Annotated in this window: 18 protein-coding genes and 1 other RNA gene; 11 read left to right on the top strand and 8 right to left on the bottom strand. The window is 33.9% G+C overall.

The features are described from left to right. Positions 1–130: 130 nt before the first annotated feature. The 4 genes from GQ46_RS03415 (at position 131) to GQ46_RS03400 (ending at position 4,306) form a co-directional block, all read left to right on the top strand. Positions 131–640 carry a histidine phosphatase family protein gene (locus GQ46_RS03415; protein ID WP_044398400.1) on the top strand — a complete coding sequence of 170 codons (510 nt, stop codon included), beginning with the start codon at positions 131–133 and terminating at the stop codon, positions 638–640. A gap of 65 nt (positions 641–705) precedes the next feature. Next, positions 706–2,763, top strand: coding sequence for a polyphosphate kinase 1 (ppk1, locus tag GQ46_RS03410; RefSeq protein ID WP_044398398.1), 2,058 nt, complete (start codon positions 706–708; stop codon positions 2,761–2,763). Next, a complete protein-coding gene (locus GQ46_RS03405; protein ID WP_044398396.1) occupies positions 2,764–3,675 on the top strand; it encodes a Ppx/GppA phosphatase family protein in 912 nt (303 codons plus the stop codon). A 97-nt stretch (positions 3,676–3,772) separates the two neighbouring features. Beyond that, entirely contained in the window at positions 3,773–4,306 is a 534-nt protein-coding gene (locus GQ46_RS03400; protein ID WP_044398395.1) for a porin family protein, read from the top strand. A gap of 70 nt (positions 4,307–4,376) precedes the next feature. On the opposite strand, the gene GQ46_RS03395 is transcribed toward GQ46_RS03400, so the two are convergent. The 3 genes from GQ46_RS03395 to dnaX all read right to left on the bottom strand — a co-directional run bounded on the left by GQ46_RS03395 (position 4,377) and on the right by dnaX (position 7,403). After that, positions 4,377–4,958: a tRNA-(ms[2]io[6]A)-hydroxylase gene (locus GQ46_RS03395; RefSeq protein ID WP_044398394.1), complete on the bottom strand. Its 582-nt coding sequence runs from the start codon at positions 4,956–4,958 to the stop codon at positions 4,377–4,379. 1 nt (position 4,959) lies between these two features. Beyond that, on the bottom strand, positions 4,960–5,520 hold the full coding sequence (locus tag GQ46_RS03390) for a hypothetical protein (RefSeq protein ID WP_044398393.1): 561 nt from the start codon (positions 5,518–5,520) through the stop codon (positions 4,960–4,962). A 164-nt stretch (positions 5,521–5,684) separates the two neighbouring features. Beyond that, positions 5,685–7,403 carry a DNA polymerase III subunit gamma/tau gene (dnaX, locus tag GQ46_RS03385; RefSeq protein ID WP_044398392.1) on the bottom strand — a complete coding sequence of 573 codons (1,719 nt, stop codon included), beginning with the start codon at positions 7,401–7,403 and terminating at the stop codon, positions 5,685–5,687. A 169-nt stretch (positions 7,404–7,572) separates the two neighbouring features. Here dnaX and rnpB point away from each other — a divergent pair. Next, an RNA gene (rnpB, locus tag GQ46_RS17300) (RNase P RNA component class A) lies at positions 7,573–7,877 on the top strand. A 59-nt stretch (positions 7,878–7,936) separates the two neighbouring features. Here rnpB and GQ46_RS17035 read toward each other — a convergent pair. The 5 genes from GQ46_RS17035 to GQ46_RS03360 form a co-directional block, all read right to left on the bottom strand. Continuing rightward, a complete protein-coding gene (locus GQ46_RS17035; RefSeq protein WP_052503390.1) occupies positions 7,937–8,479 on the bottom strand; it encodes an ester cyclase in 543 nt (180 codons plus the stop codon). Positions 8,480–8,742: 263 nt separating this feature from the next. Then, entirely contained in the window at positions 8,743–9,504 is a 762-nt protein-coding gene (locus tag GQ46_RS03375; RefSeq protein WP_156133086.1) for a hypothetical protein, read from the bottom strand. Positions 9,505–9,608: 104 nt separating this feature from the next. Continuing rightward, positions 9,609–10,151, bottom strand: coding sequence for an RsmD family RNA methyltransferase (locus GQ46_RS03370; RefSeq protein ID WP_044398390.1), 543 nt, complete (start codon positions 10,149–10,151; stop codon positions 9,609–9,611). After that, positions 10,151–10,990: a DUF3822 family protein gene (locus GQ46_RS03365; protein WP_231567315.1), complete on the bottom strand. Its 840-nt coding sequence runs from the start codon at positions 10,988–10,990 to the stop codon at positions 10,151–10,153. Before GQ46_RS03365 ends, GQ46_RS03370 begins: the two co-directional genes overlap by 1 nt. Continuing rightward, on the bottom strand, positions 10,956–11,702 hold the full coding sequence (locus GQ46_RS03360; RefSeq protein WP_044398388.1) for a hypothetical protein: 747 nt from the start codon (positions 11,700–11,702) through the stop codon (positions 10,956–10,958). Before GQ46_RS03360 ends, GQ46_RS03365 begins: the two co-directional genes overlap by 35 nt. A gap of 127 nt (positions 11,703–11,829) precedes the next feature. Between GQ46_RS03360 and GQ46_RS03355 the strand changes: the two genes are divergently transcribed. From GQ46_RS03355 to GQ46_RS03330, 6 genes are all read left to right on the top strand, one after another. Beyond that, a complete protein-coding gene (locus GQ46_RS03355) occupies positions 11,830–13,260 on the top strand; it encodes an ATP-dependent RecD-like DNA helicase (protein WP_044398386.1) in 1,431 nt (476 codons plus the stop codon). Positions 13,261–13,346: 86 nt separating this feature from the next. Then, a complete protein-coding gene (locus GQ46_RS03350) occupies positions 13,347–13,913 on the top strand; it encodes a DUF4126 domain-containing protein (RefSeq protein ID WP_044398384.1) in 567 nt (188 codons plus the stop codon). A 49-nt stretch (positions 13,914–13,962) separates the two neighbouring features. After that, positions 13,963–14,691: a 3-deoxy-manno-octulosonate cytidylyltransferase gene (gene kdsB, locus GQ46_RS03345; protein ID WP_044398382.1), complete on the top strand. Its 729-nt coding sequence runs from the start codon at positions 13,963–13,965 to the stop codon at positions 14,689–14,691. Next, the gene (locus tag GQ46_RS03340) at positions 14,682–15,386 is read left to right on the top strand and encodes an HAD family hydrolase (protein ID WP_044398380.1); all 705 of its coding nucleotides are present in this window, start codon (positions 14,682–14,684) and stop codon (positions 15,384–15,386) included. The genes kdsB and GQ46_RS03340 overlap by 10 nt, the downstream gene beginning before the upstream one ends. 4 nt (positions 15,387–15,390) lie before the next feature. Beyond that, the gene (locus GQ46_RS03335) at positions 15,391–15,993 is read left to right on the top strand and encodes a CatA-like O-acetyltransferase (protein WP_044398378.1); all 603 of its coding nucleotides are present in this window, start codon (positions 15,391–15,393) and stop codon (positions 15,991–15,993) included. Positions 15,994–15,997: 4 nt separating this feature from the next. After that, positions 15,998–17,080 (top strand): iron-containing alcohol dehydrogenase family protein, encoded by a 1,083-nt coding sequence (locus GQ46_RS03330; protein ID WP_044398376.1) that lies wholly within the window; start codon positions 15,998–16,000, stop codon positions 17,078–17,080. Position 17,081 lies beyond the last annotated feature (1 nt).

Below are 17,081 nucleotides of genomic sequence, written 5' to 3'. Positions count from 1 at the left end.
AAGTAGGTTAATTTGTAGGGTTGTTAATAGCATTTACAAATGAAACAGTATTTACATATTAATTCAAAAAAAAGAGTTAAATAACTTAAATACTCGTTTAAACGTTTATAATCACACAAAAAACGATAAGATGCAATTAAATGCGACGAAAGGTGTTAAAACGGTCTATTTTGTTAGGCATGCAAAATCTTGTTGGAATAATAATCTACAAGACTTTGATAGACCTATAAAAAAAAGAGGGGTTAAAGATGCGCATTTGGTCTCTAAACATTTAGAAAGTAAAAATATTAAGCCAGAACTTATTTTATGTAGTTCTGCAAAAAGAACAAGGTTAACGGCTGAAATTTTTATAGAAAATTTAGAACTTGATGTAGTTAAAATAGAGTTTATGAAAGCTTTATATGACTTCTCTGGAGAAGGCTTGTTGAACGTTTTAAAATCCTGTGATAATTCAATCGATAAAGTGCTTGTTTTTGGTCATAATTATGCGCTGACGAACTTAGCGAATCAGTTGGGAAGTGTTGCTATAACTAATGTGACTACCTCAGGATTTGTTCAAATAGATTTTAATATAGACCGCTGGGAAAATTTAAAAAAAGGGGAAACAAAATTAATTGTTTTTCCTAAACATTTAAGGTAATACTAACATTCAGGATTTAATTTAATGAGAACAATAGAATATATTTGCTGTAAATATTGTTTTTAATGATTAAAAAATCTAAGGTTAATACCTATATAAATCGAGAGTTAAGTTGGTTACAGTTCAACGAACGTGTTCTTCAAGAAGCTTCAGATGAGACCGTTCCATTAATAGAACGGCTTCGGTTCTTAGGTATTTTTTCTAATAATTTAGATGAGTTTTTTAAAGTAAGATACGCCACAGTAAAGCGTATTGATGAAGCTGGAAGAGGAGGGAAAAGTGAACTTGGTGGTATAAAAGCATCTCAATTGTTAGAAATTATCACTCAGATCGCAATTAAACACCAATCGGCTAGTTTAAAGATTCTTAGCGGCATTCACTCGCAGCTAAAAAAAGAAAATATTTATATTATTAATGAGACTCAAATTTCAAAAAAGCAAAAAGATTTCATTAAGAATTATTTCATTCAAAACATTAGCCCTGCTTTAGTTACCATTATCTTAGATGACGAAATTTCTATTCCTAACCTTAAAGATAGTGCGGCCTATTTGGCAGTAAATATGGAGTTGAACTCTGGCAAAAATCGGTATGCCTTAGTTGAAATTTCTAAAAGTATGGAGCGCTTTGTTGTTTTACCAAAGGAGGATAATAAGCAGTATGTTATATTGGTTGACGACTTGCTACGATACTGTTTACATGACATTTTTAATATCTTCGACTACAAATCGATTACTGCTCATATGATTAAAATTACGCGTGATGCAGAATTGGATTTAGAAAGTGACTTGAGTAAGAGTTTCATGGAAAAAATAAGCGACAGCGTAAAAGATAGACAAGACGGTGAGCCTATTCGTTTTGTTTATGACAAAACCATTGATGAAAAGACGCTCAATTTTTTGATGAATAAAATGGGAATTGAATCTTCAGACAGTATCATTCCTGGAGGGCGATATCATAACCGTCGCGATTACATGAGTTTTCCAAGTTTAGGAAGAACAGATTTATTGTACGATAAAATTCAACCCTTGCCCATAAAAGGATTAAGTTTAGAAACAAGTATTTTTGAGGCTATTGCAAAAAAAGATTACCTGCAATACACACCATATCATACCTTCGCTTATACGGTTAAGTTTTTAAGAGAGGCTGCATTAGATCCCAAGGTAAAAACTATAAAAATCACAATCTATAGGTTGGCACAAATTTCTCAAGTGGCAAGTTCTCTTATTAACGCTGCAATTAATGGAAAGAAAGTAACAGTCTCTATGGAAATACAGGCACGTTTTGATGAGCAAGCTAATATAGAATATGCAGAGCAAATGCAACGGGAAGGTGTACAATTAATATTTGGGGTACAAGGTCTTAAAGTGCATAGTAAAATGTGTATTGTTGAACGCGAAGAAAATAATAGATTAGTGCGTTATGGTTTTATAAGTACAGGAAACTTCAACGAATCTACTGCTAAAGTATATACCGATTATACTCTTTTTACTGCGAATCAAAAAATACTAAAAGACATCAATAAAATTTTCAGTTTCTTCTCTGTAAATTATAAAATCTATAGATATAAGCATATTATTACTTCTCCTCACTATACAAGAAATGTGTTCTTTAATTTAATAGATCAAGAAATAGCAAATAAAATGGCAGGGAAACCCGCGTATATTCATTTAAAAATGAATAGTATCTCAAGCTATAAAATGATTGATAAGTTGTATGAAGCAAGTAGAGCAGGTGTAAAAATAAGAATGGTGGTTCGCGGTATTTGCTGCTTAGTTCCAGGTGTTCCAAATATGAGTGAGAATATAGAAGTGATAAGTATTATTGATAAGTTTTTAGAACATACTAGATTATATACTTTTTGTAACGATAATAAACCAAAAGTGTATATTTCGTCTGCAGATTGGATGACACGAAATATAGAAAACAGAGTAGAGGTGAGTTGCCCGATTTATGATGAAGAAATAAAAGCAGAATTGATAGATACTTTTGAAATTTGTTGGAATGATAATGTGAAAGCAAGAATCTTAGATAAAACTCAAAAAAACAATTACAAAAAGAATAATAAACCAAGAATAAGAACTCAATTTGAGACTTATGAATACTATAAAAACAAGCTAAACTAAATGCTTAAAATTTTAAAATATGCTGCTATAGATATTGGATCCAATGCTGTTAGATTATTGATTTCTAATATTATAGAAGAAAGAGATAAGCCAACTATATTTAGGAAAAGCTCATTAGTTCGCGTGCCTATTCGTTTAGGAGCTGATGTGTTTTTAAATTCTGAAATTTCAACAGAAAACACACAGCGTATGATTGATACCATGCAAGCTTTTGCCTTGTTGATGAAATCGCATCGTGTTGATAAATTTAAAGCCTGTGCCACTTCTGCCATGCGAGAAGCTAGTAATGGAAAGGAAGTGTCTAAGCTCATCTTAAAGAAAACAGGAATTCCTATAGATATCATTGAAGGAGAAGAAGAAGCTGCTATTATTGCGGCGACAGATTTACATGCTTTTATCGATAATAATAAAACCTACTTATATGTAGATGTTGGTGGCGGAAGCTCGGAGTTTAGTGTTATCCATAATGGAGAGAAAGTAGTGTCAAAATCTTTTAAAATAGGAACGGTGCGTTTGCTAAATGATATTGTAAAAAAAGAAACATGGCAAGAGTTAGAAGCATGGATAAAAATGCAAACAAAAGACTATGAAAAGGTTGATGTTATTGGTTCTGGTGGTAACATCAATAAAATTTTTAAAATTTCAGGAAAAGCTATTGGTAAGCCGTTAACCTATTTTTATTTAACGTCTTATTATAATATGCTGCAATCGTATTCCTACGAAGAGCGCATCACGCAGCTAGATTTGAATCAAGATAGAGCAGATGTTATCATTCCTGCGACACGCATTTATTTGTCTGCGATGAAATGGAGTGGCGCAAAGGATATTTATGTTCCAAAAATAGGGCTTGCAGATGGCATCATAAAAAGTGTCTATAATGATACTGTTTTGAGCCATACAAAGTTAAAATAATACACTTTATCTTTTTATTAATTCATTTTTATGAAAATAATATATATTAGCTTGTATTAATTGTCCTATTCTGGCATTAATTATAAATTTATTTTTTATGAAAAAAAATGTACTCATACTTACATTTATTTTATTTTCAATTTATAGCTTTTCCCAAAACGCTCTGTATGGCGTTCGTGCAGGATATAACATTTCTAATTTAGATTTTGAACCAGATGTGCCTGCAGGTATAGAAAACAGACACAGAAACGGAATTGCCGTTGGTTTTTTTTCAGAATACTATGTGTCTGAAAACGTATCTTTTGCTCCGGAAATTCAGTTTTCTGCTGAGGGCGCAAAAGCAGAGTTTCTGCGTATCAATTATATTCAAATGCCCTTATTTTTAAAATATAAAATCACTGAAGTTGTAGCCATAGGTGTTGGGCCGCAAGTGAGTGTAAAAGGTCACGATTATAAAGATGGACAGCAAAATTTGGCTTTTTCAGGTCTTGGCGGTCTAGAATATAGTCTTACTGATAATTTCTTTTTAGATGTTAGATATTCCTATGGATTCACAAATGTATTTGATGACGAAACCAACATAGAAGCTAAAAACACCAATATGCAAATAGGCTTTGGTGTGAAGTTTTAACCAAACCAATAATTACTAACTAAAAAAGCCAATACAACTGTATTGGCCTTTTTTTTGCTATGTATTATGTTTAACCATGAATCGTTTCACTTTTACTCAGATCTTTCATGATTTCTGCTTCAAAATCTAAGAGACTCTGCCATTTTTCGTCTACTTCTTTTCGTTCGCCATATTGTCTTGCAAAGCCTAAAAACATAGTGTAATGATTTGCTTCACTTACCATTAATTTTCTATAAAATTCTGCTAAGTCTTTATCTTCAAGTTCCTCAGACAGTAAACGAAACCGTTCACAGCTTCTGGCTTCAATTAAAGCTGCATATAATAATCTATGTACTAATTGTGTTGTCCTGCTACCACCTTTAGGAAAAAAAGTAATGAGCTTAGCAACATAAGCATCTTTGCGATCACGACCTAAAGTCCAGCCGTTTTCTATAATTAAATCATGAACCATTTTAAAGTGGCTTATTTCTTCTTTAACCAAAGCAACCATTTCCTGTACTAAATCTGTGTATTCAGGAAAGCTTACAATTAACGAAATAGCGGTACTGGTTGCTTTCTGCTCACAGAACGCATGATCTGTTAAAATATCTTCTATGTTTTTTTCTACGATGTTTACCCAACGTGGGTCTGTAGGTAGTTTTAGTCCTAGCATATTAATCTATTTCTGTTAATTGATACCGTCCGCCTCCAAGAGGAAATATTTCCATTATTTTATGTGATTTATGACTGGGTGCATAAAAATTTAAATAAATTACAGGTACGCCATTATAACGTTTGTTTTCCAGAGTTTCAATCCAGACATTCTTTAAATAATAGTTAGATAGTTGTAATCCTGAGGGTATTTTCTTTACCATAACGTCGGCCTTGCTCAATTTGAGATTGAGGATTTCTTCTTGATCTTTTGTAATTACGATTTCTACGTTATTGTCGCGATATATGGTTTTATGCTTTATGGAATCTTTTCTAGATTCCACAACCACATGTCTAGTCGCATCTGTGTACATTTTTAAAGAGACCTTATAGCCATTACTGAAAGTCGTATCATTAAATACTTCAGTATATTTTTCAGGTCTATATATAATTTTCTCAGAAAAAGAATCTAGTAATTTATGCGCCTTCAAAACTTCAGCATTAGTTTTATAGGCGCGATCTCTGCCATCGCAGCTAATAAAAGCAACAGAAAAAAGAAATAACAGGATTAGATATTTATACATAAGGCAAATGTAATACTATTTCGTCATGGCGGGGAGAAATGATGTTGCAAACTGTGTAATTGACCTCAAATTTTGAAGATGACCACGCTACGCTCGCGATGCCAGTTAGATTAATTGTTTTTTAATTGTTTAGTAAGACGCTGTGCCTTTGCGAGAAATAGAATTTATAAATCTAAATCAAATGTCTTGCGAAGCAATTCTATATTCGGATTCTTTTCTTTTAATTTCTCGTACTTTTCTTCTGGTGTATAAGCAAATTTCTTTTGCATTTCTTCATCAACTTCTATCTCAAGCGCGATGTCATAGTTTTTCAAATGCTTACGTAAATACTGAAGTAAATCGAAAGATTGGCGTTCTACTTCTACTTTATTTGTAGCGTTTGGAAAGGTTAAATGTATTGTTGTGCCTTTTAAAGTTGGCGTATCTATAGATAAAATAGCGGCTAGATTCATCTTACCCTCCGCTTCAATGCGCGTTACAAAAGTGCTCCAAACGTCTAAAAGTTCGTCTTGAGAAAAAGGTTCCCTTGGAAGATTTTCTTCGTCTGGTTCATTATCTTTTTGTTGAGCAATATGCTCTTTTTTGGCACGAATGCTACTTAAAGACAAGCCAGATCTTGGTTTTTTATCTGCAGATACAATAAGTTTTGGCTTAGGTTCTGCGGTTTTGGTTGCCGTTGCTAATTCAGGCTTTAGTTCTTTTTCTTCGGAAGGCTTTGCTGTTGTTGGAACCTCCTTTTCTGGACGCTTAACAGGAACTGGGGTGATGCCAATACGCTTAAAATAGGAAGGCGGAATTATGAACCGACTACTATTTTTTTTTTCTCCATCAAAAGTGATAGAGGCAAGCTGCATGAGGCAAAGTTCAACGAGTAAACGTTGGTTTTTACTGGTTTTGTATTTTAAATCGGTCTCATTGGCAAGTTCAATGCCTTTTAACAAAAAGTCCTGGGTGGCTTTTTTAGATTGCTCTAAATATTTTTCTTTGGTTTGTTCTCCAACTTCAAGTAATTCAATAGTTATAGGATTTTTACAAACCAATAAATCTCTAAAATGTGAGGCCAAGCCTGCAATAAAATGATGACCATCAAAACCTTTTGATAGCGTCTCATTAAATTGAATCAATAACTCCGGAATTTTATTTTCTAAGATATGGTCTGTACTCGTAAAGTATGTTTCGTAATCGAGTACATTTAAATTTTCTGTAACGGCTTGTCGCGTGAGCTCTTTTCCTGAAAAGCTAACCACACGATCAAAAATAGATAAGGCATCACGCATAGCGCCATCTGCTTTTTGAGCGATAATATGTAACGCGTCATCTTCAGCAGTAATCCCTTGCTCTTTTGCAATATACTTTAAGTAGTCTTTAGCGTCCTTAACGGTAATACGCTTAAAATCGAAAATCTGACAACGCGATAAAATGGTTGGGATGATTTTATGCTTTTCAGTAGTTGCCAGAATAAAGATACAATGTTTTGGTGGCTCTTCTAGCGTCTTTAAAAAAGCATTAAAGGCCGCTTGAGACAGCATGTGAACCTCATCAATAATATAGACTTTATATTTGCCAACTTGCGGCGGAATACGCACTTGATCTGTTAAACTCCTAATATCATCCACCGAGTTATTAGAAGCGGCATCTAATTCAAAAATGTTAAACGCAAAATCTTCATCACCAGTTTCACTGCCATCGCTATTAATCATTTTAGCGAGAATACGGGCGCAACTGGTTTTACCGACACCACGAGGTCCTGTAAAGAGTAAGGCCTGAGCTAGGTGGTTGTTTTCAATAGCATTCAATAAGGTATTTGTAATAGCCGTTTGCCCAACAACGTCTTTAAACGTTTGCGGGCGGTACTTTCTTGCCGATACTACAAAGTGTTCCAATGTTATTGAATTTATTTCAGCATCTTTTACCTGCTAATTTAATAAGTAACAAAGTTAAAAATTCAGCTTGAATATTTAAAGTATAACCTGTCAATTTATATAGAGTTATCAACATATTTTAAGTTTTTAAAATTTGGATTTATAAGGGTCTTAATTGTACCTTTGTTCTCAAGTAAATCGCCTTATCGCGTCTTATTTATAAGATGAGGAAAGTCCGGACACCGCAGTGCAATTATAGTGGTTAACAGCCACCAGTCGTGAGGCTAGGAAAAGTGCAACAGAAAGTATGTACAGGTCATGCTGTAGTGAAACCAGGTAAACTCTATATGGTGCAATGTCATGTATACTAACGTTTGAGCGTGCACGCGCGATTGTTAGAGGGTAGGCAGCTAAAGTGTGCTGGTAACAGTTCACGTAGATAAATGATAAGGGCTCGCAAGAGTACAGAATCCGGCTTATAGATTTACTTTATTATAGACAAACCCTTTTTGAATGTTCAAAAAGGGTTTTCTATTTCAAATAAGACCACCGTTTTATTCCGTTAATGCTGGTACCTCTTTGTAACCTAATTGTTGGTATAAGGCGAGTCTATCAAAATAAGCATCTTCTTGTACAGCCTTTCCTTCCTCATTAAAGGTCCAGATGCTAAGACCATATAGTTTTATGTTCTTCCCCGTGGCTGGATGCCCCCGATATTCACCTGTATTTATTCCCGTTACGGTCCAATTGGTGTAAACGATATTCCCTACGACTTCAGTATCTGTAATGGCGACATTAAAATTCGGAAAAGCATTTAAAAACGGTTGTCTGTTTGTGCTATCATATTCTTTTTGATTATTAGCAGCTCTTGTTCCATTGGTGTTCCTAATAATATCGGCCGTGGTATTACTATTGAATAACGTTGGGTCATTTGTGTTCCATGAGGCAGCAATGCTCTGTACCGTATTGCGCAGCTCCGTTTCATTTGATGGTTCTTGAATTTCTACCGAATGTTCTGTTTTAGACAAGGCATCTTCATCTCTTTGACAGGATACTATGACTGTGAAGGCGAGCAATAATAAAATTAAATGTTTCATAATATGTGGTTTTTTTAATTGATTTAATGCTAATCAAAACATATATGAAGTACGAAAAGTAAACAGATCACGGAAATTCCTATGTCTCTCTAAGTTAATGAAAATTAATGAATTAAAGTGTAATATTTTATGATTGTATTTCTTTTTAGTAGCGTGTCATGACACATGATTTGACTGTCTGCTCTAATGAAGAAACTATAAATAGAACCTAAAAAAAAGCCATCTAAAAATAGATGGCTTTTGAATCGTTATTAGTTTTAGGTTTAACTAAAATTTATTTGTGTACAGGTTTCAGAATAAACGCGTGACAACACGGCCTGAATCGCTTTGTCTGATGTTTCAGCATTACCAATAATGACACCGTTATCTAAAACGTCACCGTTATCTGCCCAATCAAAGGTTTTATCATCGTTTCCTCTATTAACAATAGTGCGTTTACCATCCTTAATACTTACTCTAAACGACTTATACTCTCTGTTGTACTCAACCCCAGCTGGATAATATGTTTCTGCATTAAAGAAAGAGTCTCCTTTTGAAAACAAGTAACAAACACAGTTACCTATGTCACTAGCTTCAGATACTCTTACCGTGTTATTAAGAATTATTTTCCATTCACCTTGAACCAAGGCAGTAACTAAATTCAATAAAATAGTGCCTTTTTCAGCAATCTTTCCGTCTATTTTTGACTCAAAGTTAATTAGCGCAGATATTGTTCCTGCTCTTTCCTTTTGTGACTCATAAATAATTTCCCCAACAGACATTGTGAAATTGTAATTTTGATTTTTTAAGTTTTCTTCTAATTGATTAGAAAATTGCTCAAAATTTATAGTTGATTTATTTACAACACCAGTCAATCCAACATAAGCAATATTATTTTTATAACTACTGTCAAATAATGATAATACATTGTTTACATCTTTTGTTGCTTCTAGTTCGTTAGAAGCATCAATGTAAGATTTTAATAAGTTTGTTACTTGGTTTTCTTGTGCGGATCCTGTAGAAAATGACAATAAAATTACTGCCATTACTAGCTTTAAAAGAGTAGGGTTTTTCATTTTAGGGAATATTAAGTTGTTTTTTTTTAACTATTAAAAAAGCTAATATATAAAAAGAAAGCTTAATGTGCTGATTAATTATCAGTTTCAAAAAAGCTAAACATATTACCGCCATAACTTTTTGAGTGTTTATAATTTGATAAATGAGATAAATTGGTGTGTTTAGAGTGTTCTATAATTAAAAGGCCTTCTTTTTCTAAAAGATTATTTTCGAAAACTAATTCTGGAATTTTAGAAAATTCCTCAACTGGAAACTCATAGGGAGGATCTGCAAAAATAATGGTGGCTTGCTGTTTTGCGTTTTCAAGAAATTTAAAAACATCACTTTTTATAGTTTGTATTGGCATCTCAAAACTTTCAGCAGTTTCATTAATAAATTTGATACAACCAAAATCTTCGTCAACACACGTGATTTGTTTTGTCCCACGAGAGGCAAATTCATAACTGATATTCCCGGAACCGGCGAACAACTCTAAAACAGAGATAGAATCAAAGTAGTATTGATTGTTTAAGATATTAAATAAGGCTTCCTTAGCCATGTCTGTTGTAGGGCGTATTGGCAGCTTTTTTGGAGCTGTAATTCTCCTACCTTTAAATTCTCCTGAGATGATGCGCATTATAAGCTTTTTAGTAAAGTAAAGTGTGAGTGATTTGCATTGGGTTTTTCCGCGAAAGCGAAAGGATCGTTTCTGTTGCCAAAAGAAATGTTTCTAATATACTTATAAGCTATTTTATATAAAGCATCTGTATCATTTATTTCTCCCAATAGTTGAACGTTAATAGTTTCTGGATTGAGCGACAACTGTTCGGTAGTAAATAGAAGATAGTAAATAAAATCTTCTGGAGTGTCGTATTCGAAAGTGTTGTATAACTTTAGTTCACTGTCTTTAACAGCTACAATCTCAAAATGAGACGGATTAACATGAATGTATAATTTAGATCCACTAGCGTTTTTTTCAGCCAGCATAACAGATTCAATTAAAATAGTAGAGTAGTGCTTATATGTAAAATCGCCAAAATGATCATAAATAAAATTATTAGCATTAACATAAGGCACATAGATATTTACACTATCGTTAAGGGCAATAGTATCATGTGTTATAAAATCTGTTTTTAAAATCTTTGCGTTTAATTTCAAATAATCGGCAATAATATCTTCGTTAAACAAGGGCTTCGGAACTAGAGTAGAAAGCTCGTTAACGTGAATGATGGTTACCGCATTAAAATCCTCATGAAGTATGTTTTCGGTATTAAAAACATGCTTTAAATGGTCTAATAATTCTTGAGGTGTTTGTTTTTTAGAGCTTGGAAAACTCTTGAGGTGTGTTATAGTATTTGATTCTGTATTTAGTATACAAAAAGAAAGTCCATTCAAACTCACTTGAATGGACAACTCTTTAGGATGTGTTTTTGTTTCTATTTTACTTTGGATCATATAATTTTGGCCAGTTGCCATTTATTTTCACTTCTTGCATAGAACCAACGCGAATAGCATCTCCACTAATTTCTTCAACAGAATAAGCTCTGTTTTCAATATTTACATAATCAGGATCCTGATCATGTAAGATGACTGCTTTCTTAACATAAGCTTCGAAAACAGGTAGTTTTTTGTTTCCTCCTTCTTCTTCTTGTATTTTCCCAGCGTTAAGAACAAATTCTGTACCTTCTTTAGCAAAAGGGACATATTGCATTGACTTATAGCGATTTGAGTCTTTAAATAAAGAATCTTTTACTGGAACAAAATTTAATGTGTCTGTAATAGTAATTTCCATTCTGTATTCTATGCCACGATATGCCTTAGTTTTCTCAACATCTATCACACTAGTATCTCTTCTTTCTAAAATTGCAAATTGCCCCTTTTCGATAAAATCAATTAAGCTATCATAGCTTTTGGTATACTTTCCATGGATTTCTTTGTATGCCAATTGAGAGTCTCTAATATCAACTAAATTCTCAATAACCTTCGCATAGCGCTTTTCTTTTTCTTGCTTAAAAAGAATTGGGTTATAAACAGACATAAATGTAAAATATCCTAAAGCTCCAATAAATATCCAAAGTACGATGGTTAAAAAAGGCTTTGCTTTTGAAGGAATAAACTTATCTATTACCCAAACGATACCAACTGTTAGTAGGATAACAACAACTGCAACAATAATTAGTGTAAACATATTTTAATTTTAGTTATATTATAATAAAAAATCTCTCGCAAATCTACACTTTTTTTTTATTCGTAAAAACCAATAAGAGTAAAAATCATCATATCTTTGAATAATTCTTAAATTTTTAAACGCTTTAATGACCTCATCTGAATTTTATTCTCTTATAAAACAGCATTTTCCGTTTGATCCAACCGCAAAACAAGATATATTATTATTACAACTTTCTGAATTTATTTTAGATAAGCGTGCGAATACTATTTTTCTTCTAAAAGGCTATGCAGGTACTGGAAAGACTACTATTATAGGCACTTTAGTTAATAATTTGTGGCAGGCTAAAATGAGTGCCGTATTAATGGCACCAACTGGTCGAGCAGCAAAAGTAATGGCTAATTATTCTAAAAAGGAAGCCTTTACCATTCATAAAAAAATATATTTTCCAAAAAAAGAGCAGGGTGGCGGTGTAAAATTTGTTTTGCAACCCAACAAACATAAAAACACCATTTTTATTGTTGATGAAGCGTCTATGATTCCTGATGCTCCAGGAGACTCTAAAATGTTTGCTAATGGATCGCTATTAGATGATTTAATGCAATACGTGTATCAAGGGCATCAATGTAAATTAATATTAATAGGTGATACCGCACAATTACCGCCAGTAAAATTAGAAATAAGCCCTGCTTTAGATGAAAATGTATTGAGTTTAACCTATAATAAAGAAGTCGCAAAAATGGAACTTGATGAAGTAATGCGACAACAGCAGGATTCAGGAATTTTGGAAAATGCGACACTACTGCGTGAAGCCATTTCTGGTGGTTTTTATGAAAGCTTTAAATTTAATCTTGCCAACTTTAAAGATATTGTACGTTTAATTGATGGAAATGATGTTTTGGATGCCATTAATGATGCGTATAGTACTTTGGGCAATGAAGAAATGGCGCTTATTGTTCGCAGTAACAAACGCGCAAACCTATATAATGAACAAATAAGAAGCCGCATTCTATTTAATGAAAATGAATTGTCTTCTGGCGACTATTTAATGGTCGTTAAAAACAATTATTTTTGGTTGAAACCAACAACAGAAGCTGGGTTTATTGCCAATGGTGATATTGTTGAAGTGCTTGAAATCTTTAGTATAAAGGAATTATATGGTTTTCGCTTTGCGGAAGTGAAGTTGCGCATGGTAGATTATCCTAAAATGACGCCTTTTGAAACCGTACTAATGTTAGATACCATATCTGCCGAAACCCCTTCGCTTCCCTACGAAGATTCCAATCGTTTGTATCAGGAAGTGCAAAAAGACTACGAAGACGAAAAAAGTAATTACAAGAAATTTCTTGCTACTAAAAACAATAAATATTTTAATGCACTACAAGTTAAATTCTCATACGCTATTACCTGTCACAAATCGCAAGGAGGACAGTGGAATACGGTGTTTGTGGAGCAGCCTTATTTACCAGATGGTATTACTAAAGAGTATTTACGTTGGTTGTATACAGCGGTTACAAGAGCAAAAGAGAAGCTTTATTTAATTGGTTTTAAAGATGATTATTTTGAAACGGATGTTTAGTCGTTAAATTACAGCCGTTCTTTTACTATGGTTTTCATATCTTTAGGTTTATTGATTTAAACCCATTAAATACTCTGGTAAACCAAATGACCACAGAAACCATTATTAGTATCTGCTTAGGAATAGGGCTCTCTGCGTCAGTTGGCTTTAGAGTATTTGTGCCTTTATTTGCTTTAAGTATTACCGCTTATTTAGGCGCTTGGGAATTAAACGAATCTTGGCAGTGGATAGGAAGCCTGTCGGCCTTAATTGTTCTTGGTGTAGCGACACTGTTGGAAATCTTCGCGTATTATATTCCATATGTAGATAATCTTTTAGATACTATAGCTATTCCGTTAGCAACGATTGCGGGAATAGCTGTTATGGTATCTACAGTTGCCGATTTAAGTCCCGTAGTCACCTGGGCTTTAGCTATTATCGCTGGAGGTGGAACAGCTGCTGCAGTTGCTGGAACTACTGGAGCCACACGTTTGGCATCAACGGCTTCAACCGGAGGCATAGCAAACCCTGTGGTTTCCACAGTAGAAACGGGGGCAGCAGTTGTAATGTCTGTAATTTCAATTATTCTTCCTTTTGTAGCCATAGTTTTAGTCTTCTTGATTTTATTTCTCTTTTTTAAGATTTATAAAAAGTTTAAAACCACTAAAGCTTAAATTCCTATTTATTATTTCTATTTTTGATACTTAATGTTTTAATTATTACATGAAAATAATCGCAATGATTCCTGCACGTTATAGTGCGTCACGTTTTCCTGGTAAACTTATGCAAGATTTAGGAGGAAAGCCTGTTATTACTCGTACTTACGAGGCAACTGTAGCAACCAATCTCTTTGATGAAGTGATTGTTGTGACCGATAGTGATATTATTTTTAAAGAGATAGCCTCTATAAACGGTAAAGTGATGATGAGCAAAAAAGCCCATGAATGTGGTAGCGATCGCATCGCTGAAGCTGTAGAATTCATGGATGTGGATGTTGTGGTGAATGTTCAAGGTGATGAGCCCTTTACAGAGGTTGATTCGTTAAGGAAACTCATTCGCGTATTTAAAGAAGACACTAAAAAAGAAGTGGATTTAGCCTCTTTAATGGTGCACATTAAAGATTGGGAAGAAATTGAAAACCCAAATACAGTAAAGGTGATTGTAGATCAAAAGAATTTCGCACTTTATTTTTCTCGTAGCCCAATCCCGTTTCCGCGCGATAAAGAAGTTGCTACTAAATATTACAAACATAAAGGTGTTTATGCCTTTAGAAAAGAGGCCTTGCTAGACTTTTACCATTTACCAATGCTTACTTTAGAAGCTTCAGAAAAAATTGAATGTATTCGCTATTTAGAATATGGTAAACGTATTAAAATGGTAGAAACTAATATACAGGGTGTAGAAATTGATACACCTGAAGACTTAGAACGTGCAAAGAAATTGTGGAAGTAAGCTATAAAAACATAAAGGTTATAGGCTTTGATGCAGACGATACCCTTTGGGTAAACGAGACCTATTTTCGTGATGCCGAAGAAGCGTTTGCCAAACTATTAAGCCAATTTGAAACGCCTAATAAAATAGATCAGGAATTGTTTAAAATGGAAATGGAAAACCTTCCAGTCTACGGTTATGGCGTAAAAGGTTTTATCTTGTCTATGGTAGAAATGGCTTTAGAATTGTCCAATAATACGGTTTCTAATTTAACCATAGCTAAGATTTTAGCGATAGGTAAAGACATGATAAACAAACCTGTGGAGTTATTGGATGGTGTAGAAGAGGTGCTGAAAACGTTTTCTAAAGATTACCGATTAATTTTGGTCACAAAAGGCGATTTACTTGACCAGGAACGTAAATTGGAAAAGTCAGGTTTAATTAATTATTTTCATCATATAGAAGTGTTGAGTGATAAAAAAGAAGCCAACTATTCTAAGCTTTTAAAGCATTTAGATATTAAGCCTTCAGAGTTCTTAATGATTGGCAACTCGCTCAAGTCTGATGTTTTGCCTTTAATAAATATTGGCGCAGAAGCAATTCATATTCCTTTTCACACCACTTGGGCACATGAAGAAGTTACAGTGAATAAACAGGACAATAAAACCTTTGCAACGGTTTCCAGTTTAAGAGACACCATACAATTAATCGCTTAAGATATTGAAAACAATTGACTTAAATATCTGGAGTAGAGCATTACATTTTCAGCATTTTAATGCCTTAGCTAGTCCTTACTTGAGGTTCAGCATTCCTTTTAACGTCACTGAGGTCTATGCTTTTGCAAAAAGAGAGGCGAAACGTTTTTTTGCAGCGTGTTTACATGCGGGGCAAAAAGCGATTATTAGCCTGGATAATTTAAGGTATAAAACGGAGAATAAAGAGGTTGTTGATTGTGCGCTGATTCATGCTTCAGCACCTTTATTGAGGGTTTATAAACCCTTTGGTTTTTCATTTACTGAATATGATAATGATCCAGACCAATTAAATTCAGAAAAAAATACAATTGAACGTTCAAACGATTTGTATCCACCACAAAATGGCTTAAATTGCGTGCATTGTTCGGCGATGCCTTGGTTTAAGTTTTCGGGACAAAAAGAATCGGTTTTAAAATCAGTATTTTCAAAATATGAAAAAGCTGAAGAACAATGGGTTATGACTGTTTCAATTAGTTTAAACCATGCATTAGTTGAGAGGTATTACGAGAGTTTATTTCCGGATGCTTTTCAAGAATTTTTAAATGCCAAAGCGCATAAATTTGATTAAATAAATGAGTTTTAGAAATTTTCCAATGGTGTCCAGAGTGATTTTTGGACGAGGTAGTTTTAATCAGCTAGGAGATATTATTTCACCCAAACGATTAAATACCAAAGCCCCATTTATATTTTTTGTTGATGATGTGTTTAAAGGAGATCCTTGGCTAACCTCAAGAATCCCGTTGTCTTATGAAGATAAACTTGTTTATGTCTCTGCAGCAGAAGAACCGAAAACAGATCAAATAGACCAGTTGGTAGAAGAGATTATTTTAAATTTTAAAGAACTCCCCTCTGGAATTATTGGTATTGGTGGCGGAAGCGTACTTGATGTTGCTAAAGCGGTTTCTATTATGCTTACCAATGATGGCGAGGCTAAAGATTATCAAGGTTGGGATCTGGTTAAAAATCCAGCCATTTATCATGTTGGCGTGCCTACTATTTCTGGAACAGGAGCAGAGGTCTCGCGCACAACCATACTTACTGGGCCAGAGCGCAAGCTAGGTATTAATAGTGATTACACCCCTTTTGATCAGGTCGTTTTAGATCCTGAATTAGCTAAAGATGTGCCAAAAGAACAATGGTTTTATACGGGCATGGATTGCTATATACATTGTATAGAGTCACTTAACGGGACCTATTTAAATGCGTTTAGTAAAAGCTATGGAGAAAAAGCATTTGAGTTGTGTAAAGACATTTTTATAGGTAATGGCCTATCAAATGAAGAGGCACAGGATAAACTGATGATGGCGAGTTGGCATGGCGGTATGAGTATCGCCTATTCGCAAGTGGGTGTTGCTCATGCATTAAGTTATGGTTTGGGTTACTTATTAGGAATAAAACACGGTATCGGGAATTGTATCGTTTTTGACCATTTAGAAGCGTATTACCCGGAGGGCGTTAGGCTTTTTAAAGAAATGAAAGCCAAACATGACATTCAATTACCGCTTGGTATTTGTGCCGATTTATCTGATAAAGAGTTTGACACCATGATTGATGTGGCTTTAAGTCTGGAGCCTCTTTGGGAAAATGCCATTGGTAAAAATTGGAAAAAGACCATAACACGTGAAGCTTTAAGAGAATTATACGAGAAAATGTAGT

It is taken from the genome of Lacinutrix sp. Hel_I_90, assembly GCF_000934685.1.
In the GTDB taxonomy this organism is placed as follows: Bacteria; Bacteroidota; Bacteroidia; order Flavobacteriales; family Flavobacteriaceae; genus Lacinutrix.
This window is presented reverse-complemented; position numbering and strand designations above follow the sequence as displayed.